The following is a 22,595-nucleotide window of genomic DNA, read 5'->3' as shown; positions in this document are numbered from 1 at the left end:
CCTACAGCGCGCCACGAGCTGAAGGGTAGATATAACTATGGCAAGAGAAGAAAACGGAACCTTTTTAACGGTCGCTGAGGTCGCAGAAATCATGCGAGTGTCCAAGATGACCGTCTATCGCTTAGTGCACTCCGGCGAATTGCCTGCAGTGCGCGTGGGGCGCAGTTTCCGCGTCCACGAAAAAGCGGTGAATGAGTATCTGGATGCCTCGTACTACGAGGTCGGCTAGATTCTTGCGCTGTGGTGAGCCGCTCGTGGCTGCTCACAGCAGTTCCGTACACTTCGTCAGCCCCATCAGCAACATCCAGGTGGATCGCAAACACCTGCGGCGTTGCTGATGGGGTTGACGTCTCTGATTGGTGTTCAAAGCCTGTTCTTTCGGACAACTCATTTTGGTTGGCCGCCCGCCCGCCGGTATGATGGAGCGCATTCGTGTCGGCTCCGACTTGGATACGGTGCGTTCTGCATAGAGCGCGCTTGTACTCCAAGTGCCGCCCAGTTGCGGGAGAATGTGCACTTCAAACGCAAAATCCGGCGAAAGCGGGAATGAGCTTGGGTGGCCACGTCGACAGGGAAGTACGTACACCAACGAAATTTGTAAAGGGGACCGTTATGGGTTCTGTGATTAAGAAGCGCCGCAAGCGCATGTCCAAGAAGAAGCACCGCAAGCTGCTGCGTCGCACCCGTGTGCAGCGTAGAAAGCTTGGCAAGTAATACATCCTTGCACGCTAGAAGCCGCCGAATCTCAGCCAAGAGCTTGTGTATCTCGGCGGCTTTGGTGCATCCGGAATCCTGAGCGCACAAGGAAGGTGACCTTATGAGTAGCAACAAACCCAACCGTCCTGTACTGATCGCGCTCATCGTGGTCGTTGTGCTTGTGGTGGGCGCCGGTGCGTACTTCTTCGGACTGCGCTCGGGGAATACCCGCGGTGGGGAACATACGCAGCAGGCCGCCAGCAGCAAATCCAGCGCATCCGCAGATGCGCAGGTGCGCCAAAAAGTAACGCCAGGTACTAAGGGTCTTGAGGGCCCGAAGCCTTTGGAGGATGGTAGCTACAACGCGATGATTGTTGGGCCAAAGGCGCCAATCCGCAGCGCGGAAGACGTGCTGAATGTGCATCGGCGCAATCCGGAGGATCCCTTCGCTATCGGCGCGGTGGACGCGCCGGTGGTGATTAGCGAGTTTTCTGATTTTGAATGCCCGTTCTGTAGTCGATGGGCCAATGAAACCGAGCCGGCTTTGATCCGGGATTATGTGGATCAAGGGCTTGTGCGCATTGAGTGGAACGATATGCCGGTGAATGGCCCTGCGGCAGAAGCTGCGGCCAAAGCGGGGCGCGCCGCAGCAGCGCAAGGTAAGTTCCAAGAATTTAAGCGAGCCTGGTACGAGGAAACCGCCCAAACGCAGGGACATCCGAATTTCCAGATGGAAGATTACGTTCGCATTGCCAAGAAGGCGGGGGTTCCGGATTTAGCTCAGTTCCAGGCGCAGGCGGGCGACGGCACTTTCGACGAGGTGATTGCACAGGCTCAGCAGTACGGCGCTTCCATCGGAATAAATGGCACGCCCGCCTTCGTTGTTGGTGAGCAATTCATCTCTGGTGCGCAACCCCTTTCCACCTTCGTGCAGACCATCGACGCGGAGTTGCAGAAAGTGGCGGATGCCTAAGGAGCTGGTCTAGCGCCGTTTGTTTGCTCGCCGGGTGATTTTCCAGCCGCTGTAGCTCACCGCGGCGGCCGCAAGCGCTGGTTTGCCGTAGGTGCGGGCAGCTTTGCGGAGGCTGCGATAGTCGCGCACCTCCCAGCCTCGCCGTTCCGCCTCCTTCCGCAATTGACGATCAGGGTTCACCGCCACTGCGGTCCCCACCATTGAGAGCATGGGAACGTCATTGATGGAATCCGAATAGGCGGTGCATCGGTTGAGGTCGAGTTTCTCTAGCGTGGCAAGGGCGGCCACGGCGTGGCGTTTGCCGGGCCCGTGCAGGATGTCGCCCACGAGCCTGCCGGTAAAACGCCCATCTTCCACTTCGGCCACGGTGCCGAGCGCCCCGGTAAACCCAAGTCGCTTCGCAAGCACCTGTGCGAGTTGCACGGGGGTCGCGCTGACGAGCCACACTTGCTGGCCTGCGGCGAGGTGCTGATCGGCGAGCGCTTTGGTGCCCGGCCACAGTTTTTCGCCCATGTTGCTATCAACGATGTCCTCACAAAGTTCAACGAGCTCGGCGACGCTTCGCCCCTTGACGAATTCGAGGGCTTGTTCACGTCCCTTCGCAACGTCCTCGGCGTTTTCGCTGCCGGTTAAGCGGTACTTTGCCTGCTTCCACGCCACCGGCAGAATTTCGTTGAGTTTGAAGTATCGCCGCTTCGCCAGTTCCATGAAGAACACGGCGAGGGAGGAACCCTGAATGAGGGTGTTGTCGATATCGAAGAAAGCCGCCGCGCCAATATCTTGGGGGATGTGCGGGTCCGGGGTGCTGATGCGTGCAGATCCGGCAGCTTCGAGTGATCCAGAGACGGAATCGAGCCCCGAGGCGTAATCGCCCAGTTCCAGGTCGAAGAGTTCCGCGGCGGCGAGGGCAGCAGACGCCTCACCGGCGAGGCGTTGGGAATTGGCATCAACTGGAGGCAAAGCGAGCTCCTCAAAGAAGCGTCGCAAGTTGCCCCTCGTCATGGACCATCCCGCGAGGAATTCCTGGGGTGTTTGTGGCCAGGTGGGATCAGGCAGATGAGAACTCAACAGCTTCGCTTTCCACGTTTGGTGCAGGGGGATTCAGTAACCTGTTCCTATGGTAACGGCTGAAGCCTTGAGCTTCTCGACGAACATGTGGCCGCCTAGAAAGGTGCAGTACAACAATGGCAGCAAAAGTAGAGCTCATGACGCGCGCGAGCTGCGGTTCTTGCAGGCGTGTCGCTGAACAAATCGCGCCAGTGGTGCGCGCGGCGGGTGCGGATTTGGTGTTGCGCGACGTTGATGAGGACGCCGATCTTGCGCTGGAATTCGGCGATCGGGTGCCCGTCGTTGTGATCGACGACGAAGAATTTGCCTGTTGGGAAGTGGACAATGAGGAGCTTGCGGCCGCACTGGATACCCCTGCATTGGGCACTTAGCCAAGGCTATGTTGTGGGAATTGTCTGCTAGGCATTAGCGTTGATTAGTCCGTACGACGCGGTTGTCAATCAACCAAACGGTTGATGTTATTGAAGTGAAAGCGGTGATGAAGGCGTGAGCTTGTTGGTGGTGGGCATGTCCCACCGTTCCGCGCCGGTGACCCTGCTGGAACAATTAAGCCTTGATAGTGATGCGCAACAGACCGTGGCCTGCGCAATGGTGGACCGCCCCTCGCTCAGCGAGGCGATGGTTGTGTCTACCTGCAACAGGCTGGAGGTGTATGCGGTAGCCAATAGCTTCCACACCGGTGTCAACGACGTGGTTGAAGTGCTGCAGCGGCACTCGGGCGTGAATCTGCAAGATCTCCGGGGTTCTTTGTACGTTCGCTACGCCGATGCTGCAGCCGAACACATGATGCTGGTGTCTTCCGGATTGGATTCCATGGTGATTGGCGAACAGCAAATTATCGGGCAGGTGCGTAGCAGCTATCAGGGGGCCATCGAGTCCGGGTCCGTTGGACCTGCCCTCCACGGTTTGGTGCAGGCTGCTTTGCGCACTGGAAAACGCGTGCATTCTGAAACCTCTATCGATGAAGCAGGCGCGTCGATGGTTTCCTATGCCTTTGATCAAGCGCTGCATGCCATGAACCGCAGTAACCTCGAGGGGCAGGTGGGCTTGGTGTTGGGCGCCGGCGCTATGGCGTCTCTTGCGGCCACCCATATGGGAAGGCTCGGCATTTCGGAACTCGTCGTAGCGAACCGCACCCGTGAGCGCGCCGAGCGCCTTGCGGAACATGCTCGTGAGGCGGGGCTCAAAGCTCGTGTGATCGCTTTCGAGGATCGGCATACTGTGCTTGGCGAGGTTGATATTGCGGTGTCTGCAACCGGCGCGGATAATTTCACCATCGAGGCGGCTGACATTCCTGAGCAGCGCAAAGCTCTCATGCTCATCGACCTGTCCTTGCCGCGCGACATCTGCGATGACACCGCGCTTCTCGATGGCGTACACCTGGTCAATATCGAGAAGCTGCGTGAGTTGAACCGCGCCACGGGCACGCCAACCGATGCGGCAGCTCAAGCGATCGTGGCGGAAGAGCTTGAGGCTTATACTTCCGCCCAGCGCGTGCGCGATGTGGCTCCCGCCGTGTCAGCTTTGCGACGCCACGCCTCCGACATCATGGACGCTGAGATTGAACGCTTGTCTTCGCGGACTCCAAATATGGATCAGCAATCCTTCGCTGAGGTGCAAAATACGGTCCGCAGGGTCGTCGACAAGCTCCTGCATCACCCCACGGTGCGAGTCAAGGAACTCGCAGCCACCAGTGGCACCGTTTCCTACGACACTGCCTTGCAGGAATTGTTCGGCCTCCCGTTGGAGCACGGGGTGAGCGTCGCGGTTTCAGAACTGCCAGATGCGGACCTTGTGGCCTTGGGGTTTACGGAGGCTGACAAGGTGAATAGAACCCAAACGACAGTGACTGAGTCGAGGTAATAGCCAATGAGTTTGACCATCGGTACCCGCGGGAGTTTGCTCGCCACCACCCAGACCGGCCATGTGCGTGATGCGCTCGCTGAGCAGGGGGTCGAGGCGGAACTGCACATCGTCACTACGCAGGGTGATGTGAACATGGCCCCGGTTGAGAGGATCGGCGTGGGCGTGTTTACCCAAGCGCTGCGTGAAGCCCTCGCCAATGGCGAATGTGACATCGCCGTGCACTCCTTCAAAGATCTCCCGACGGAAGCTGATCCGCGCTTCCATCTGGTGGTTCCTAAGCGCGCCGATGCCCGGGACTGCCTCATCGCCCGCGATGGGCTGAGCCTGGAGGAGCTGCCATCCGGCGCCAAGATTGGTACTGGCGCCCCACGGAGGATTTCCCAGGTCAAGCGGATTCGTCCGGACGTTGAATGCGTGTCGCTGCGTGGCAATATCGATACGCGTATGGGGAAGGTAGCCTCAGGCGAACTCGACGCCGTGGTGCTGGCGTATGCAGGGCTGGAGCGCGTGGGCAGGGGCGCCGAGGCTACGCAGGTATTCGACCCGGAGGTTTTTGTTCCAGCTCCCGCTCAAGGTGCACTAGCTATCGAATGCCGCGCCGATGATGAGGTGGCTTGTGCAGCGCTCGACGCCATTGCCGATCCCTGGGCTACCCAAGCGGCTCAGGCCGAAAGGGTGGTGCTTAACCGTCTGGAGGCCGGCTGTACCGCGCCAGTGGCGGTGGGATCACAACAGCGTGACGGGCAGATCGCCCTACATGCCGTGGTGGTGTCCCTGGATGGTTCCACTTTGCTCAGCGCGCAGGCGCAGGGCGACATTAGCGACGCCGAGCAGCTTGCAGAAGGCGTGGCTCAGGAGCTTATTCAAGCCGGAGCAGCAAAAATTTTGGATTGATTCACCCCAATGGAAGGGGTGAAAATTAGGTCGTGATATAAGGCCAGTTTTCCATTCCCCTGACTCAGGGGTTAGGCTGGTCTGTGAGAGATCGCCTCAGCCATACACCAGCAATGGTGCTGTCTGGGGCGTGAATTTATGTGTCGATACCGCGTGCCTCGGCACGAGGCCTCTAGCGAACCTGCAAAGGGTTCTAGAACAGCGAATGTGTGTAGATGAGTGAAGCCTTGCAGGATGTCAACCCCGCCAACCTTCAAGACCGCGGCGTTCAGGGTGCCGTGATCTTTGTGGGCGCAGGGCCTGGCAACCCAGACCTGCTCACCGTTCGTGCACGCGAGGTGTTGAGCCAGCACGAATACGCCGTGGTTGATCAGGGCGTCCTGCCGGGGGTCACGGCCGTGGTTGGGAGCGCGTTGGCGGTGCCAGAAGAAAAGCTCAAGGCCGCCGAACAGGCCTACGAAGAACTCTGCGCGCAAGCGAAAGCGCAGGGGGCAAAGCGTAAGCCTCCTCGTCCTGCGCCGCCAACCGCAGCGGAGTTGCACACGGTGAGCGCCGAGACCGTCGGTGACGTGGCGGATCTTCTCGCAGCACTCAGCCAACATGGCAAACCTGTGATTCGTTTGGTGCAGGGCAACCCGCTAGCCGACGATCGCACGCTCGCAGAAATCAACGAAGTGACCAGGCGGGGCATGGAGTTCCACATCGTCCCCGGCATGTCTTTGCCCGCGACCGTGCCCATGTTCGCTGGTATTGCGTTGGGATCCTCCTTCACTGAAACGGATCTTTCACAAGGCGAGGTGGACTGGGATCAGCTCGCTGCGGCACCACAGCCCTTGGTCTTGCAAGCCAGCCGCGATGACCTCGCTGCAATTGCCGAGGAACTGACTTCGCGGGGTATTGCTGGGGATACTTCAGCCACCGTCACCGCCTACGGCACCACCCGGCTCCAGCGCAGCTTCGACGTCGAAGTTGCCCAATTGCCCCGCCTGGACGTGGACCTCAGTCCAACGGTGGTGGTCACCATTGGACGGGCCGTGGATGAGCGCACGAAGTATTCGTGGTGGGAAAACCGCCCCCTGTTCGGGTGGCGAGTGCTTGTGCCCCGCGCCAAGGATCAAGCTGGTCCCATGAGCGCGCGCCTGGCCTCACACGGCGCGATCCCGCAGGAAGTGCCTACGATCTCCGTGGAGCCGCCCAGGAATCCTGCCCAACTGGAACGCGCCATCAAGGGCGTCGTCGAGGGCCGCTATCAATGGGTGGTGTTCACCTCGGTGAATGCGGTCAAGGCGGTGTGGGAGAAAATTCGAGACTTCGGCCTTGACGCCCGCGCCTTCGCCGGTGTTCGCATCGCCGCCGTGGGCACAAAAACCGCAGAGGCAGTCAGAGAGCTGGGCATTACTCCTGAGCTTCTGCCGCCACAGACCAGGCAGAATGCTGCGGGCTTGGTGGAGGTCTTCCCCGATTTCGTGGAGGAACTTGATCCGGTTTCGAGGGTGCTCTTGCCTCGGGCCGACATCGCTACCGAAGTGCTGGTGGAGGGTCTTGCCCAAGCCGGTTGGGAAGTCGACGACGTCACCGCCTACCGAACCGTGCGGGCAGCCCCGCCGAGCGCAGAAGTGCGCGACATGATCAAAACGGGCGGATTCGACGCGGTGTGCTTTACCTCAGCATCCACCGTTCGGAACTTGGTGGGTATCGCCGGTAAGCCGCATCAGCGAACCATCATTGCCTGCATTGGTCCGATGGCGAAAGCTGCCGCAGAGGAAGCGGGGCTTCGCGTGGATGTCGTGCCCGAGGTTGCGGACGTACCCTCGTTGGTGGACGCGTTGGCGGAGCACGTCGCGCATCTGCGTGCCGCGGGGCAATTGCCTCCTCCACGCAAGAAGCGGCGCGCACGCAAACAGGTCTAGGACACAGGCGTGTTGGGCGCCGTGGGGCGTCGAAAAGCTCCCCATCACCGTCGAAGAATGATGAAAGGAATCGGCATCGTGAAGGACCACTCACTTTCCAGACGCCCAAGGCGCCTGCGGACCACCCCCGTCATGCGGGAATTCGTGGCGGAAACGCAACTGAAGGCGTCCGATCTGATCCTGCCCATGTTCGTAGCCGAAGGGATCGAGAGCTCGAATCCCATCGCCAGCATGCCAGGGGTGGTGCAGCACACCCTGGAATCCCTGGTGGAGGCCGTGCGCGAGGCCATCGAGGTTGGGATCTGCTGCGTGGATCTTTTTGGTGTGCCGCTAGATGAACGAAAAGATGCTGAAGGTTCACAGGCGTGGGATCCAAACGGCATCCTCAACGTGGCGGTGCGCCGCTTGCGTGAAGAATTCGGCGATGCCGTGCTGATCATGGCCGACACCTGCCTGGACGAATTCACTGATCACGGGCATTGTGGCGTGCTCAGCAACGACCGTTTCGGCAACACGGTGGTGGACAATGACGCCACCCTGCCGCTGTATGCACGCATGGCGGTGGCGCAGGCGGAAGCCGGGGCGCACATAGTGAGCCCTTCCGGCATGATGGACGGACAAATCGCCTATATTCGTCGCGCGCTGGACGAAGCCGGTTTCAGCGATGTCGCGATCATGGCGTACTCCGCCAAGTATGCCTCCGCATTCTTTGGCCCATTCCGCGAGGCCGTCGGCTCATCGCTGCAGGGGGATCGCCGCGCGTATCAGCAAGACCCCGCTAATATTCGTGAATCGCTGCTGGAAGTTGATCTTGACATTGCCGAAGGTGCGGATTTCGTGATGGTCAAGCCTGCGATGCCCTACCTCGACGTGCTGCGCGAAGTGGGGGAGTGTTCCAGCGTGCCCGTCGCCGCGTATCAGGTGTCCGGTGAGTACGCCATGCTCAAGGCCGCTGGCGCTCAAGGGTGGCTGGATGAGCGTCAGGTGATGATGGAGTCGCTGATGGCTATCAAGCGTGCTGGGGCCAACCAAATTCTGACCTACTTTGCGGTCGAAGCGGCCAAAGAACTGCGAAAATAGCGCGTAGATGGAAAAGAAACCAAGTCTAGACGCCTCCAGTAAGCCCGAATCCGTACTGTATGCCACTCGCTGCTGGTGGGCGGTGGTGTGTGCGGAGCTGGTGCATCAACTGTTGAACTTTGTCATCGGCATGCAAACGCGCCAAGACATCAGCGCCCAAATCAAGGCGTCGATGAGCCCGAATCAGCAGTTTTCCCCAGAGCTTATCGACGTCGCCGCGGTGCTTGCCCTCGCAGGAATATCGGCGTTCTCGTTGTTGATCGTTGGGTGCCTTGCTTGGTTTGTGCGCAGTTTCTCCCAAGGATCCAAGCGTGCGGAACTCGCGCGTAAGGTGCTCACCTACTTCGGCATCTACTTCGTGATCCGTGCAGTCATGCTCTTTTTTGCCCAGCCGGTGGGGGCGATTCCGGTTCAGTATTACGCGGTAGATGGGTGCATCCAGATGGGCGTGGGCGTCTTTGCGTGCCTGGGGCTCATTTACGCCTCGAAGAAGGAATCCGCAGAGCACAGCCAATCCACTCCCTCGGAGTAGCGGATGAACAAATTCGACGTCCGAGCTCCGCGAGTCCGCTTTGCCTATTGGACCTTCGTGGTCGCGGCACTGTTGCTGGTGATCGACGGTTTCCTCCTGCTGAGCGTCCAGCTTCGTGGCGGAGAAGAACGTACCCTCGTCGCCCTCGCCAACGTGCTTGGCGGGGTGGTGCTAGCGGCAGCGATCGGGCAATTTCGCGGTCGGCTTTTAGAGGTTGCCCCCAAAATTACGTTGCTTGCCCAAATATTGATCGCGTTGAACTTGTTGGCATTGGCGCTCGGTGCCCCAGTGCTGACTCACGTGGCGGTGATATTGCTGCTCAGCGCTGCTGTGATTACTCTCCGAAGAGCTATACCGAGGCACCAAACCCAGGCGGTTGCGAATGAAGAACTATGAAGACCATCTAAGCCAAGAAGATCCCCAGGACACCAACGAGCAGTTAAACTGGGTGATCAAGCAGGCAAAAAAGGCCGCGGAACGCGCCGGCGTGTCGACCGGGAACGGTAGGAATCCCCAGGCAGATGTCACGGCTTTGGTGCATGCCGGCAAAACCTCCTTCGCCTTTGAACTCAGCGGGTTGAATAGTGCGACGATGGTGGGCGAAATTGAGCAGGAGCTGGAGCAGCTCGACGGTGTTGATGCACGCATCGTGTACCCATCGGCAACGGCTTGGGTGAGCGCTTCCAGCACCATTGATCCCCAAACCATCATTGAGGTGTTCTCACGATTTGGCGTAGAGGCATCCTTAAGTGATTCCTCTCTGCGCAGGCGCGTCGCCTGGTCAGATGTGGAGGAGGGGCGTTTTCATCGCTCCCTGCGTAGGCATCGTCGACACGCCACGCGTGAGCAAGCTGAGGAAGAAGAAAAAAAGTTCGAACGGGCCAGGCGCCAGGGATTCCTAGAGCGTCAAACGGATCATCGACGCAAAGAAGCCTCCACCCAAGTGCTGTTTACTGCCCGCGAACTGATTCACAAGAAGCGCCTGCTGGTATCCCTGGCGTTTTCCATTCCCGTGTTGCTGGTGAGCTACTACCCATGGCTGCAATTCGATTATTGGCAGTGGGTGCTCGCGGCGCTCTCAGCCCCCGTGGTGTCTTGGGGTGCATGGCCTTTCCATCGCGCCACCATCGGCGGTGCCCGCCGCGGCATGTCCGCCTTAGATTCCGCGAGTTCCGTCGCCATCCTCCTAGCCTGGATCTGGTCCGTCACTGCGATGCTCTTCAGTGAAGTGGGCGAAATTGGCTACAGAGCGGATCCGACTTGGGTATCGCTGAGCCCAGATCAAGCCAGAACTGGCATGCTGTTCTTCGATGTCGCGTGCGGAATGACGTGCATCCTCCTAGCGGGAAGGCTCTTGATCCGCCACACCCGGAATAACTTGCTGGATGAGCTTGACCAACTCCGGCCCGACCAGCACACCCAAGTCACCGTTGCAACAAGGAACCGCAAAACGGGCAAGGTGGATCATCGCCGCGTGCCGGTGCAGAAGCTGAATGTCGGCGACGATATTTTGATCGCCCCCGGCGACCTCATCCCCGTCGATGGCGTAGTTGTTGGAGGATCCTCCCGGGTGCATCCGGAAGCCCTTGGCATCGAGTCCGCGGATGTTTCAGTGAATGACAAGGTGTTCGCGGGCAGCGTCAATGGGGATCACAACCTCAAAATCCGTGTGCTGCGAACCGGCCATCGCACGTGGCTGGCAGAGGTCTATCGATGGGTCGCAGACACCAATGTGCACCAAAACCTTGCCGACGACCTCGCGACCCGCACAGCCTCGACCTTGGTGCCGGTGTCGCTGATGATCGCAGCGGCAGATTTCGCACTCTGGGCGCTGATCACCGGCAACCTGACGCAGGCATTTGCCACTGCCCTCGCAGTGCTTGGCGGCGTGGCTCCGGTGGCGTTGGCTGTCTCTGCTTCCCTCGCCATGCGCCAAGGTATCGAAGGTGCTGCGCGCCGGGGCATTTTGATTAGGGCCGGTTCAACACTGCGGGATCTTGATGCAGTAGACACCGTGATTTTCAACCGAGTGGGCGCACTCTCCGGCGAAGAGATGCACGTAGAAACCGTGACTGCCGAGCGCGGCGAGGATCTAGACTTAGTGCTGCGAGTTGCTGGTGCACTGGCGCTGGAAAGTGATCACCCTGTCTCACGCGCGATTGTTCGTGCTGCTCGCGAGGCCCGCGATGCCCAACACACCACTACCATTCCCAACTGGATAGAGGTGTCCCATTACGAGGTGGACGAGGACGGTAACTTCCACGCAATGGTGGAACTCCCACTGCACAACTCAGACGGCGAAGAGGAGATGCGCCAGGTAGAAGCCGTGCTGTGGCGTCCCAAGAACCTCTCCGAACTCGATGGACGTCTAGCGCAGGCCGCAGTCGCAGGTGGCACCCCATTAGTGGTGCGTTGGAAGGGCAAGAACCGTGGCGTGATTACCCTCCACGATGATCCGAAGGACGACGCCACCGATGCCGTGGACGCCCTTGAGCAAATGGGCATTGAAACGATGATGCTCAGCCGCGACACCTATCCGGTGGCCCGGCGTTACGGCGACAGCCTGGGAGTATCTCACGTCCTTGCCGGGATTCAACCAGCGAACAAGGCACAAACTGTTCGTTCCGTTCGCACCCACGGCGCTGCCATTGCGATGGTCGGCGACGATTCAGTCCACCGTTGTTTCCGCGTTGCCAATGTTGGCATTCAGATCGGGGCGATGGGCCATGTTCACACTCCTTCTTCGATTGAACGCAGCGAAGCGGACGTTGTGATGCTCGAAGGCAGCGTGCAACCAATCCCTAGGCTGTTCCGGTTCGCTAGAAAGATCAACAAGGTGGTGCACTCCAATATCGCCTTCGCGTGGAGCTATAACTGCTTGGCCATGCTCGCGGCGATCGCAGGTGTGCTGCACCCCATGATCGCCACCGTTTTGATGCTTGCCTCAACGCTCATCATCGAAGTGCGATCCAATCGCGTTGGCACTTTCTAAGCACTGAAGTGCCCATGCCGCGGGGGACAACCAAAAGTTTGACTCGCGCCAGGTAGCATAAGGCACATGCTTAATACCGCGCCCAACCCTCAAGCGCCCGAAGCCCCAATCCTTGCGGCTGCCGCAGGCTATACCCCTACGCGTCGCCCCGTGTGGTTCATGCGTCAGGCGGGCCGATCGTTGCCCGAGTATCGCAAGGTTCGCGAGGGCATCAGCATGCTCGATAGTTGTTTCATGCCTGAACTGCTGGCCGAGATCACGCTGCAGCCGGTGCGCCGCCATGACGTGGACGCCGCCATTTTGTTCTCCGACATTGTGGTGCCGCTCAAGGCCGCGGGTGTGGATGTAGAAATCGTGCCAGGGCGAGGCCCCGTGATGGGGCAGGCGATTGAGAACGCGAGTGACGTCGAAAAGCTGCCCATCTTGGATAAGGATGTGGCCGAGGTAGCTGAGGGTATTGGGATAATCCGCGAAGAACTCAATCAGCAGCAGACGCTCATTGGCTTTGCGGGCGCGCCGTTTACGCTGGCGAGCTACCTGGTTGAGGGTGGGCCGAGCAAGAACCACGAGAAGACCAAGGCGATGATGCACGCGGAGCCCGCCACCTGGCACAAACTTATGGAACGCCTGGTGCCAACGATTGTGCAATTTTTGAAGGTTCAGGTTGCAGCCGGTGTGCAGGCGATGCAACTGTTTGATTCCTGGGCTGGTTTCTTGAGCGACCGCGATTATCGCGAGTTCGTCTTGCCCTATTCCGAGCAGATTCTCGCGGAGATGGAGGGCATTCCGCGCATTCACTTTGGCGTGACCACCGGTGAGCTGCTGGCGAGCATGAGCGAGGCTGGTTCCGAGGTCATGGGTGTGGATTGGCGCGTGCCTATGGATGTGGCTGCCAAGCGCATTGCCGAGCGCAGTGGGGCGAAGGTGCTGCAGGGCAACCTGGATCCAGCCATCCTTTTCGCCGGCGAGTCCGTGATCCGCGCGGAGGTTGAGCGCATCTGTGGCGAGGCCGACCGTGCCATTGCCGAGGGTCTTGCAACCGGTCACATTTTCAACCTCGGCCACGGGGTATTGCCGAATACTGACCCGGAAGCCATTACCCGCGCCGTCGAAATTATTCACGAGTTTTAAGCTTTTTAACGCCCCCGCGTTGCAATATCACCGAAAATTCAAGGAAAGGAATCGACACTCATGCGCATCGCCATCATTGGTGCAGGCTTGGCAGGGTTGGTCTCTGCTTATAGCATTCACAAGCAGCAGCCCGAGGCGAAGGTGGAGGTGTTTGAGGCAACCGATCGCATCGGCGGCAAGCTCTTCACTGTGCCTTTCGATTCCGGCCCCACGGACATGGGTGCGGAGGCGTACCTGGCGTTTCGTAAGGATGCCACCGAGTTCTTTGAAGAGCTAAATCTTGGTGGGGAAATAGTGGATCCCTCCGGTTTGCCATCGCTGTTGTACGTGGATGGTGAGCTGCACGCTATGCCGATGGCGACGGTGATGGGTATTCCGGGCAGCTCCGAGGGGCTCGAAGGCTTGGTTAGCGAGGAATCCCGCGCCCGCATCGATGCCGAGGGCGAGGCCGAGCCGATTCCGTGGGCGCTGGATAAGGAGGTTTCTGTTGGTGCGTTGGTGCGCGAGCGATACGGCGATGACGTAGTCGAACACGTGGTGTCGGCGCTGCAGGGCGGTGTCTATTCCTCCACCTCCGATGACCTTGGCTTGCGTGCGACAATGCCGCAGATCGCCAACACCTTCGACGCGATGCTCGCCGAGGGGCAGCCGGTGACGCTGAGCGGCGCGGTCAAGCGCATCATGGCGGCACGCCCGGTGGCCCGTGGTTACAAGCCGAAAGTATTCGGTGCATTCCGGGGCGGCTACGCCCAGGCATATGAGGCTCTGGCGGAGCAGTCGGGTGCTGATATTCACATTGATGCGTTTATCTCGCAGATCAGCCGCACCAAGGAAGGTTTCAAGCTCAAGGGCGCAGATGGTGTGTTTGATCGTGTGCTGTTGGCTGTGCCAGCGCCTACCGCTGCGGTGCTGCTGAAGGGGCTCGGCGAGGATGCCCAGGTTGCTGCTGAGCAGCTCAAGCGCATTCCGCTGGCAAGCTCAGTGGTGGTTGGTATGAAGTTCGATGATGAGGAAGGCTTGCCCGATAACTCCGGCATTTTGGTTGCCACCGATGCCAAGGACGTGCGTGCCAAGGCGTTTACGTTCTCATCCAAGAAGTGGCCACATCTGGGTGAGCGTGGCGGTGCGCTGGTTCGTGCATCCTTCGGGCGCTATGGGGACGACGCGATCACGCGCATGGAGGAAGACGAGCTTGTGGATCTTGCCCTCGATGACCTGCAACGCATCACCGGCTTTGATGGGCGGGCCGCAGGGCTCTCCGAAATCTTTGTGCAGCGCTGGTTCGGCGGCTTGCCCGTCTACAATGTAGAACACCTCGACGCGGTTGCTGCTGCGCGTGATGCCTTGGCCAAGGTGCCGGGTATTGAGGCAACTGGCGCTTGGGACCAGGGCGTTGGCGTGCCGGATGTGATCGTTGCGGCGAAGGATGCTGCTGAGAGGGTGCTGGGATCCTAATTTCAGGTCAGCCGGATCCAATGCTTGCAGTTCGAACTCGGGCATCGAGAAACCCGCAAGTTTGAGGATCTGCTCATAAAGAGCACACTGGCCTTGGCGGGTCTTGTTATCCGTCAAGCTAATGCTCAGATCGCATGTTGCTCAATTTTAATGACTGAGCTCCATCGATTCGTCCCGAGCTCGTCGAAAAGCAAGGCGTGATTGACCCCGGTTTGCCCCCGTCTGCTTAGAATGGGCGACATGACGCTTACTTCCGAAAACACTCGTCGTTCTGCGGAACTCATGGAGCAGGCAAAGGTGCTCACCCCCGGTGGCGTAAATTCGCCGGTGCGTGCCTTTGGTTCCGTGGGTGGGCAGACCCGCTTCATTGCTTCGGCGAAGGGCTCGAGGCTTTTCGACGTCGACGGTAACGAATACGTTGACCTGGTGAATTCCTGGGGGCCGATGCTCCTGGGCAATGCGCACCCCGCGATCGTGGAGGCGGTGCAGCAGGCGGCGGCGAAGGGTCTTTCCTTCGGGGCGCCAACCGAATCGGAAATTGAGCTGGCCAAGTTGATCGTGGATCGCACTTCCGTGGAGGAGGTACGCATGGTCAATTCTGGTACTGAGGCCACTATGTCCGCTGTGCGTTTGGCGCGCGGCTTCACAGGCCGTGCCAAGATCATCAAATTTGAGGGCTGCTATCACGGGCACGTAGATGCGCTACTGGCTTCCGCTGGTTCTGGCGTGGCCACCTTTGCTCTGCCGGATTCTCCCGGTGTGACCGGCGCTTCGGCTGCTGACACCATTGTGGTGCCCTACAACGACATTGCCGCTGTTGAGCAGGCTTTTGCCGAGCATGAGGGCGAGATCGCCTGCATCATCACCGAGGCAGCCGCAGGCAACATGGGCACCGTTGCACCCCAAAATGAGTTCAACGCCAAGCTCAAGGAAGTAGCCCACGCCAATGGCGCACTGCTGATCCTCGATGAGGTCATGACGGGCTTCCGCACCTCCTACTCCGGCTGGTTTGGTGTGGATGGCGTGGCAGGTGACCTCACCACCTTTGGCAAGGTCGTCTCCGGTGGTCTGCCCGCCGCGGCCTTTGGTGGTCGCGCCGAGATCATGCGCTACCTCGCACCCGAAGGGCCCGTCTACCAGGCAGGGACGCTTTCGGGTAACCCAGTAGCCATGGCTGCAGGCAAGACCTCGCTTGAGCTTGCCACTGAGAATGTGTACGACACGGTGCGCGCCAACGCTGATCGCCTCGCCGGCATGATCTCAGATGCGCTTTCGGCTGAAGGCGTTGCCCACCACATGCAGCGCGCCGCCACGATGTTCAGCATCCGCTTTGCCGAAGGCCAGGGCAATAACTTCGCAGAGATGAAGGATGCGGACACCTTCCGCTTCCCGGCTTTCTTCCACACCCTGCTCGACCACGGCGTGTACGCGCCGCCGAGTGTGTTTGAAACTTGGTTCACCTCCGCCGCGTTGACTGATGAGGATTTCGAGCGCATCGAGGCCGCACTCAAGCCCGCTGCCAAGGCGGCCGCTGCAGCAAAGAAGGAGCACTAAGTGCCACACACCATCGTGCACCTCGTGCGCCACGGCGAGGTCGATAACCCCGAGCGCATCCTCTATGGACGCATCCCCGACTACCACCTCTCTGAGCGTGGACGCCGCCAAGCGCAGCGTACTGCCGACGCTTTTGAAGGCCACGACGTGGTCAAGCTTTATGCCTCTCCATTGGAGCGCGCTCAGGAAACTGCGGCACCCTTCAGTCGCGGGCTCGGCCTGGAGATCGAGACCGAGGAGCGCCTGTTGGAAGCCGGCAATCAATTTGAGGGCCTACACGTCAAGGGTGTGCGATCCCAATTGTGGAATCCAGTGCGCTGGCCTTTGATGCGCAATCCGCTCACCCCAAGCTGGGGCGAGCCCTATACGGAGATCGTGGAGCGCATGGTTCAGGCCATCGAGCGTGCGGTGGAAGAAGCCCGCGGGCATGAGGCCATTATGGTGAGCCACCAACTGCCGATTGTGTGCATCCAGCGCCACATGCAGGGCAATCCGCTGGCGCACAATCCAGCCATGCGCCAGTGCAACCTTGCCAGTGTGACCTCCCTGGTGTTCGATGATCAGGGCTTGTGCGACTATCGCTATAGCGAACCAGCAAAGGGGCTGTAAAAGGTGACGAAGCCTCGTACCAAGGTGCTCGCCGCAGTCTTGGCCAGCACCGCGCTTTTGCTAGGAGCCTGCGGTGGCACTGCAGGCAAGGACGCGGTTGCCACCGGCGGTTCCTTCCAATTCCACTCACCCGGTGGCCAGCAGGAAATCTTCTACGAGCCGTCTGAACGCTCCCCGGTGCACGACTTCGAAGGCCCGTCAGTGGTGGCTTCGGACAAGACCGTCAAACTCTCGGATTACGAGGGCAAGATTATGGTCCTGAATGCTTGGGGCCAGTGGTGCGCCCCTTGCCGCAGTGAATCGGATGACTTGCAGGAAGTACACGAGTACGCGCTCAAGCACAATGGCACTGTCTTAGGCATTAACGTGCGCGACTTCAACCCTGAAATCTCGCGGGACTTCATGCGAGACAATGGTTTGACCTACCCCAGCATCTACGATCCGCCATTTAAGACGGCGGCTGCTCTCGGTGGGGTGCCAGCCGCAGTGGTGCCCACCACCATCGTCTTGGATAAGCAGCATCGCCCTGCCGCAGTGTTCCTTCGTGAGATCACTGCTGATGACCTCAAACCGGTGATTGACAAGATCAACGCGGAATAAGGCCGCGGCCTGATCACACTGATACAACTATGGGAAATTACTTCGCAGATCTCGCGGCCACAGGCCCACTGCTGCTGGGCATGCTCGCCGCTGCCTTCGCCGGCCTGGTGTCTTTTGCCAGCCCTTGCGTGATTCCGCTGGTGCCCGGCTACATGTCCTACCTTGCGGGCGTGGTGGGCACAGAGGTGGAGCTGGGCAAGGAAGGCCCACAAGTGGCCAAGCAAGGTCGCTGGAAAGTCGCCGGGGCAGCTCTGCTGTTCGTAGCCGGTTTCACTGTGGTGTTCGTGCTGGCCACGGCCACTATCTTCGGAGCGATCGGTGCGCTCACACTCAACGCCGAAACCTTGATGCGCGTCGGTGGTGTGGTCACCATCCTCATGGGCGTGGTGTTCCTCGGATGGATTCCGGTGCTCCAGGAGGAACGGAGATTCTCCCCAAAGCGCTGGAGCACATGGATTGGCGCCCCGCTACTCGGCGGCGTCTTCGCCCTTGGCTGGACACCGTGCCTTGGTCCTACGCTCGCGTCGATCATCTCGATCTCTGCAGGTACGGAAGGTATGACGGCCCTGCGTGGCGTCATCTTGATCGTCGCCTACTGCTTGGGGCTCGGTGTTCCATTCATCGTGGTCGCCCTGGGTTCGGCACGCGCCATGCAGGGTGTTGGTTTCCTGCGCCGCCATTCGCGCACCATCCAAATGATTGGTGGCATCGCCTTGATCCTGGTTGGCCTTGCCCTGCTCACAGGCTTGTGGGGCGAGTTCATTACCTGGATCAGACAGTGGACCGTGCAGTTCGGTACTACGCTTGTGTAATCGCAGTGCCCCGGACGCGGGGTGCGCAGAATATGTGAAAGGTCCATAGTGCGGACAATCTCTTTGTGGTTGAAGCGTGCGTGGCGCTGGCTTACGTCGATGCGCACAGCCTTGGCGTTGCTCTTCTTGGTTGCCATCGCCGCAATCCCCGGTGCGTTGTTGCCGCAACGCCAGCTCAACGAGCAAAAGGTGCAGGAATACATCGCCAATAATGGCAAGATCGCGGAAATCTACGACCGCCTGCAGCTTTTCGACGTTTTCCAGTCCACATGGTTCAACGCCATCTTCCTGCTGCTGTTCATCTCCCTGATCGGCTGCATCATTCCCCGTTCCTGGGAACACTTTAAAGCCATGCGCACTCCGCCCGTGCGTGCACCGAAGAATCTGGCGAGGATGCCTTGGCACGGTGAGGGGAGCGTCGAAAAGCCAATCGACGAAGTCGAAACCGAGGTCCACAGCGCGTTCAAACGCTGGCACTTGGCCGATTATCAACCCGAGCAAGACCGCGCCGGCGCTAGGTCTTTTGCTGCTGAGCGTGGCTATTTGCGCGAGTTCTTCAACCTCGTCTTCCACTTGGGGCTCGTGGGCATCCTGGTGAGCGTGGCGATCGGCCACTTCTACCACTACGAGGGGCAAGTGATCATCGTTGCGGACAAGGATAAAGGCCAAAACACGCAGTTCTGCAATACCGCGACGGCCAACTACGACTCCTTCCGTGCCGGCCCGCTTTTCGACGGCACGGGGCTGCATCCCTATTGCTTCGAGGTTCACGACTTCTCGGCAGACTATCTGCCCAACGGGCAGGCGAAGATGTTTACCTCGAATATCTCCTACGCCACCGGTGAGGATGTGTTCAGCGATCCATCCACCTGGAAGGATTATCAACTGCAGGTGAATCATCCGCTGCGCGTTGAGGGTGACCGCGTGTACCTGCAAGGCCACGGCTACGCTCCCACCTTCACTATCCAGTGGCCCAATGGTGAGAAGCGCACCCAAACCGTGCAGTGGCAGCCGCAGGATCCCACCTTCTTCCTCTCTGCAGGCGTGATGCGCTTTGATCCCCCAGCAGGGCTCTACCCGGATCTGTTTGAGCGCCGCCAACAGCAGATCGCTATCCAGGGCCTGTTCGCACCAACGGCTCAGTGGAATGGTGAAAACAAGAACCTGCTCAGTTCCTCCTACCCGGAAATGACCGATCCGGCCGTGGCGATCGACGTCTACCGCGGCGATAACGGCCTGGATACTGGCCGTGGGCAGAGCCTATTTGAACTGGATCAATCGCTCATGCATTCAGGGGCGCTGCAAAAACTGGAGCGCGTGAACCTCACCGTTGGTGAGTCGATCACGCTCGATGATGGCACCAAGATCACCTTCGACGGTGCCAAGGAATTTGCCAACTACCAGATCAGCTACAACCCCACGCAGGTGTGGACGCTGGCCTTTGCACTGATCTCCTTGGCGTCGCTCGTGGGTTCGCTCATGATCAAGCGACGCAGGATCTGGGTGCGCCTCTACCCCGAAGCTGGCGGCACGCGAATCGAGACAGCAGGCCTTTCGCGTACCGACCGTGCAGGTTGGGGTGAGGAATATCAAAAGATTCACCGCCAACTGTTGAATCTTCCAGAACCCGAGGATGAAGAATAACTGCCCGCTTTGGGCAGCGTAGCCTCCGCAACGTTCCAACTTCCGTAGCACTGCGAGTAGTGTGTTCGATACTGCCTGATTAATCCGAAGGATGAACTGACATGCCCATCAACTCCAGCCTTGCGTCGCTTTCCGATATGGCGTTTGGTACAGCGTTTGTGATTTACCTGTTGGCAATGATCCTCTCCGTGGTGTTCTACGTAAAAGCCGCTGGTGAGAAGCCAGAAGGCGCACAAAAATTCATCGGCATGACGCAATCACTGGTGTGGCTGGGCATCATCGTGCACCTGGTGTCTGTGGTGACACGCGGCCTTGCTACTCACCGATTCCCCTTCGGCAACCTTTACGAATACATCGCCATGATTACCCTCTTTGCCATGGTGGTGGCGGCGATTTTCATGCAGCGCCGCGAGTTCAAGCCGTTGTGGCCATGGGTGCTCGTACCCGTGCTGTCTTTGCTTTTCCTCGGCGGAAAGAACCTCTACGCAGACGCCGCCCCAGTGGTGCCTGCTTTGCAATCGGCCTGGTTGCCCATCCACGTATCCGTGGTCGCGTCCGGGGCTTCTATCGGTTTGATCTCCGGAGTGGCCTCCTTGCTCTACCTGCTTCGGCGTTGGCAGCCCGAAGGTAAAGAAAAGGGCTTTTTTGGCAAGCTCGCCAAGCCGCTGCCGGGGGCAAAACGCCTGGATTTGGTGGCATACCGCACCGCAATTATCACCGTGCCCGTCTTCGGCCTCGGCATCATCCTTGGTGCGATCTGGGCTGAGAGCGCCTGGGGTCGCCCCTGGAACTGGGACCCGAAGGAGACCTTTTCCCTCATTACCTGGTTCCTGTACGCTGCCTACCTCCACGCGCGGGCAACCTCGGGTTGGCAAAACACCAAGGCCGCATGGATCAATATTGTGGCGCTGGCCGCGATGACCTTTAATCTCTTCTTCATCAACCTGGTCACCTCGGGCTTGCACTCTTATGCAGGACTGAATTAATTCTCCGCGGCACCGCCGGGGCCTTGTGGACCCAAACCACCTTTTCCTTGATCCCGGCGTTCGCGTTGGCGTTTCAGTTCCTCCTCCCGCTTGATCCGATCCCTCTCGCGCTTAAAACGCTGCTTTTCTAATTCCCAAAGGAAGTTCGGATCATCATCGGGCCCCTTGATTTCCGGGGCGTGCTGAGCTTGCTGCTTCCACGATGACGGCCCGAATGCGCGCCACACCAGCCAGATAGCTGCGATGAGCAAAATGAGCAGGATCAACCGTCCCATCGGGAAAACTCCTTGATAAAAGTTGTGGTGAATTGGCTACCAGACTACCTGCGCAACGCCCGGGTGAGTAGGCTACTTGCTTGTGAATGAGCAAGAACCCCAAAGCCCCGATCCCCAACTCAAGCGCGAAGCCCGAAAGTCGGTACTGCTATACGGTTTGGCGCGCCTCGGACTCTTTGTCGTGCTCACCATTGTGATCCAGCTCTTGGCAGTGCTCTTCGGGGCGCCCGTGCCGCTGCTGATTTCTGCAACTTTGGCGTTGATTGTTGCCATGCCCCTGTCTGTTTTCGTTTTTAAAGGACTGCGCGTGCGCGCCACCCAGGCAGTCGCCGAATGGGACGCGCAGCGTAAGGCGCACAAGGCGTGGCTACGTGAAGAACTTTCAAAGCGCTAAACCAGCGCCAATGCCAAACTTGTGGCAATAGACCACACCAGCATGGCGCGCCCAGTGAAACCCAACACCGGGATCAGTGCTTTGCCCTGCGCCTGCTGGCGCACCGGCTTGGATGCGGCGATAGCGAAGGGGAGCGCCAATATACCGGCCGCCGCCCAAGGGTGAGCAGCGGCTAACAGTAGCGAAACGAAAAACGGTAGACCCAGCAAGGCGAGGTAGAGTTTGCGCGTGGTGGCGTCGCCAAGCTTGACTGCCAGGGTGATCTTCCCGGCTTCGCGATCGGTGGGGATGTCGCGCAGATTGTTCGTGAGGTTTACGGCGCTGGACATCGCGCCGATCGACACTGCAAGACCGAAGCCAACTAGTGAGAGGCTGCCCGACTGTGTGTACTCAGTGCCGAGAACGGCGACGAGGCCGAAGAAGATGAATACGGCGATCTCACCGAAGCCGCGGTAGCCGTAGGGGTTCTTGCCGCCGGTGTAGAACCAGGCACCCGCGACGCAGAGGATGCCGAGCAAGATCAGCCAGGGGGCTGAGAGTAGCGATAGCCAGATACCCGCGATGCCTGCCAGGCCGAAGGCGCCGAACGCGGCGAATTTGACGTGCTCGGGCTTGGCGATGCCAGAGCCGGTGAGACGTAATGGGCCGGAGCGATCATCGTCGGTGCCGCGGATGCCGTCGGAGTAGTCATTGGCGTAATTCACTCCCACGATCAGCGCCCATGCCACCACCATCGCCAGTAGGGCGCGGCCGAGGTTGAAGTGGCCCGCGTATGCAGCCGCACCAGAACCCGCCAGCACCGGGGCGAATGCGTTTGCCCAGGTGTGAGGGCGTGCGCCCTCCAGCCAATCAGCGGGGGTTGCGGTGCGTTGCGCAGAAGAACTCATGTGGCACATTGTTCCACGCTGGCCAGGTTTGGGGCGAATGGAAGAAACGGGGTGTTGGTGGCATGCGCCTGGGGCGTAGGGCGGGTGTTCACAGGGTTACATAAAGTTCATAGGCTCAAACAAAGTTCATAACTCTACATAAGGATTCCTTGGAAGTTACTAACACGAAAAGGAGTAAATGATGACCGGGGACAAGCGTCGTCTGTCGAACCCATTGAAGGTCAGCTTTTGGAGCGA

General features: G+C 59.4%; 23 protein-coding genes. 20 read left to right on the top strand and 3 right to left on the bottom strand.

Annotated elements, in window-relative coordinates; all coding sequences use genetic code 11:
• The first annotated feature begins 37 nt into the window (after positions 1-37).
• From CGERO_RS09605 to CGERO_RS09595, 3 genes are all read left to right on the top strand, one after another.
• Entirely contained in the window at positions 38-229 is a 192-nt protein-coding gene (locus tag CGERO_RS09605) for a helix-turn-helix domain-containing protein (RefSeq protein ID WP_123935426.1), read from the top strand.
• 383 nt (positions 230-612) lie between these two features.
• Positions 613-714 carry a 30S ribosomal protein bS22 gene (locus CGERO_RS09600; protein WP_003402602.1) on the top strand — a complete coding sequence of 34 codons (102 nt, stop codon included), beginning with the start codon at positions 613-615 and terminating at the stop codon, positions 712-714.
• Between the two features lie 103 nt (positions 715-817).
• Positions 818-1,669, top strand: coding sequence for a DsbA family protein (locus tag CGERO_RS09595; RefSeq protein WP_123935424.1), 852 nt, complete (start codon positions 818-820; stop codon positions 1,667-1,669).
• A gap of 9 nt (positions 1,670-1,678) precedes the next feature.
• Here CGERO_RS09595 and CGERO_RS09590 read toward each other — a convergent pair whose 3' ends face one another.
• Positions 1,679-2,737 carry an HAD-IB family hydrolase gene (locus CGERO_RS09590; protein ID WP_123935422.1) on the bottom strand — a complete coding sequence of 353 codons (1,059 nt, stop codon included), beginning with the start codon at positions 2,735-2,737 and terminating at the stop codon, positions 1,679-1,681.
• 116 nt (positions 2,738-2,853) lie between these two features.
• Between CGERO_RS09590 and CGERO_RS09585 the strand changes: the two genes are divergently transcribed.
• The 16 genes from CGERO_RS09585 to ccsB all read left to right on the top strand — a co-directional run bounded on the left by CGERO_RS09585 (position 2,854) and on the right by ccsB (position 20,802).
• Positions 2,854-3,108 (top strand): glutaredoxin family protein, encoded by a 255-nt coding sequence (locus tag CGERO_RS09585; protein ID WP_123935420.1) that lies wholly within the window; start codon positions 2,854-2,856, stop codon positions 3,106-3,108.
• A gap of 115 nt (positions 3,109-3,223) precedes the next feature.
• Positions 3,224-4,600: a glutamyl-tRNA reductase gene (locus tag CGERO_RS09580; RefSeq protein WP_123935418.1), complete on the top strand. Its 1,377-nt coding sequence runs from the start codon at positions 3,224-3,226 to the stop codon at positions 4,598-4,600.
• Positions 4,601-4,606: 6 nt separating this feature from the next.
• On the top strand, positions 4,607-5,497 hold the full coding sequence (gene hemC / locus CGERO_RS09575) for a hydroxymethylbilane synthase (protein WP_123935416.1): 891 nt from the start codon (positions 4,607-4,609) through the stop codon (positions 5,495-5,497).
• Positions 5,498-5,712: 215 nt separating this feature from the next.
• Positions 5,713-7,407, top strand: coding sequence for a uroporphyrinogen-III synthase (locus CGERO_RS09570; RefSeq protein ID WP_123935414.1), 1,695 nt, complete (start codon positions 5,713-5,715; stop codon positions 7,405-7,407).
• A gap of 78 nt (positions 7,408-7,485) precedes the next feature.
• Entirely contained in the window at positions 7,486-8,487 is a 1,002-nt protein-coding gene (hemB, locus tag CGERO_RS09565; protein ID WP_281271023.1) for a porphobilinogen synthase, read from the top strand.
• A 7-nt stretch (positions 8,488-8,494) separates the two neighbouring features.
• Complete coding sequence (locus CGERO_RS09560) at positions 8,495-9,019, top strand: hypothetical protein (protein WP_123935412.1); 525 nt, start codon at positions 8,495-8,497, stop codon at positions 9,017-9,019.
• A gap of 3 nt (positions 9,020-9,022) precedes the next feature.
• Positions 9,023-9,415: a hypothetical protein gene (locus CGERO_RS09555; RefSeq protein WP_123935410.1), complete on the top strand. Its 393-nt coding sequence runs from the start codon at positions 9,023-9,025 to the stop codon at positions 9,413-9,415.
• Positions 9,402-12,011: a heavy metal translocating P-type ATPase gene (locus CGERO_RS09550; RefSeq protein ID WP_123935408.1), complete on the top strand. Its 2,610-nt coding sequence runs from the start codon at positions 9,402-9,404 to the stop codon at positions 12,009-12,011. Before CGERO_RS09555 ends, CGERO_RS09550 begins: the two co-directional genes overlap by 14 nt.
• A 66-nt stretch (positions 12,012-12,077) precedes the next feature.
• Positions 12,078-13,142, top strand: coding sequence for a uroporphyrinogen decarboxylase (hemE, locus tag CGERO_RS09545; RefSeq protein ID WP_123935406.1), 1,065 nt, complete (start codon positions 12,078-12,080; stop codon positions 13,140-13,142).
• Positions 13,143-13,202: 60 nt separating this feature from the next.
• The gene (locus CGERO_RS09540) at positions 13,203-14,597 is read left to right on the top strand and encodes a protoporphyrinogen oxidase (RefSeq protein WP_123935404.1); all 1,395 of its coding nucleotides are present in this window, start codon (positions 13,203-13,205) and stop codon (positions 14,595-14,597) included.
• Between the two features lie 240 nt (positions 14,598-14,837).
• The gene (gene hemL, locus CGERO_RS09535; RefSeq protein ID WP_377016943.1) at positions 14,838-16,151 is read left to right on the top strand and encodes a glutamate-1-semialdehyde 2,1-aminomutase; all 1,314 of its coding nucleotides are present in this window, start codon (positions 14,838-14,840) and stop codon (positions 16,149-16,151) included.
• The gene (locus CGERO_RS09530; RefSeq protein ID WP_123935400.1) at positions 16,152-16,760 is read left to right on the top strand and encodes a histidine phosphatase family protein; all 609 of its coding nucleotides are present in this window, start codon (positions 16,152-16,154) and stop codon (positions 16,758-16,760) included.
• Positions 16,761-16,763: 3 nt separating this feature from the next.
• Positions 16,764-17,360, top strand: a complete 597-nt coding sequence (locus CGERO_RS09525) for a TlpA family protein disulfide reductase (protein WP_123935398.1) — start codon at positions 16,764-16,766, stop codon at positions 17,358-17,360.
• Between the two features lie 29 nt (positions 17,361-17,389).
• Entirely contained in the window at positions 17,390-18,172 is a 783-nt protein-coding gene (locus CGERO_RS09520; RefSeq protein ID WP_123935397.1) for a cytochrome c biogenesis CcdA family protein, read from the top strand.
• A gap of 99 nt (positions 18,173-18,271) precedes the next feature.
• A complete protein-coding gene (locus tag CGERO_RS09515) occupies positions 18,272-19,816 on the top strand; it encodes a cytochrome c biogenesis protein ResB (protein ID WP_164470300.1) in 1,545 nt (514 codons plus the stop codon).
• A 101-nt stretch (positions 19,817-19,917) separates the two neighbouring features.
• A complete protein-coding gene (ccsB, locus tag CGERO_RS09510) occupies positions 19,918-20,802 on the top strand; it encodes a c-type cytochrome biogenesis protein CcsB (RefSeq protein ID WP_123935395.1) in 885 nt (294 codons plus the stop codon).
• Here ccsB and CGERO_RS09505 read toward each other — a convergent pair.
• Entirely contained in the window at positions 20,799-21,077 is a 279-nt protein-coding gene (locus CGERO_RS09505) for a hypothetical protein (RefSeq protein WP_123935393.1), read from the bottom strand. The two genes, ccsB and CGERO_RS09505, sit on opposite strands and share 4 nt — an antisense overlap.
• An 82-nt stretch (positions 21,078-21,159) precedes the next feature.
• Here CGERO_RS09505 and CGERO_RS09500 point away from each other — a divergent pair, with 82 nt between their 5' ends.
• Positions 21,160-21,471 (top strand): DUF4229 domain-containing protein, encoded by a 312-nt coding sequence (locus CGERO_RS09500; RefSeq protein ID WP_245998824.1) that lies wholly within the window; start codon positions 21,160-21,162, stop codon positions 21,469-21,471.
• Here the strand turns inward: CGERO_RS09500 and CGERO_RS09495 are convergent.
• A complete protein-coding gene (locus CGERO_RS09495; RefSeq protein WP_123935389.1) occupies positions 21,468-22,358 on the bottom strand; it encodes a 1,4-dihydroxy-2-naphthoate polyprenyltransferase in 891 nt (296 codons plus the stop codon). The two genes, CGERO_RS09500 and CGERO_RS09495, sit on opposite strands and share 4 nt — an antisense overlap.
• Between the last annotated feature and the right edge of the window lie 237 nt (positions 22,359-22,595).

Source organism: Corynebacterium gerontici, from assembly GCF_003813985.1.
Lineage (GTDB): Bacteria > Actinomycetota > Actinomycetes > Mycobacteriales > Mycobacteriaceae > Corynebacterium > Corynebacterium gerontici.
The sequence above is the reverse complement of the archived record's forward strand: the minus strand, read 5'-3'. Positions and strand labels throughout refer to the sequence as shown.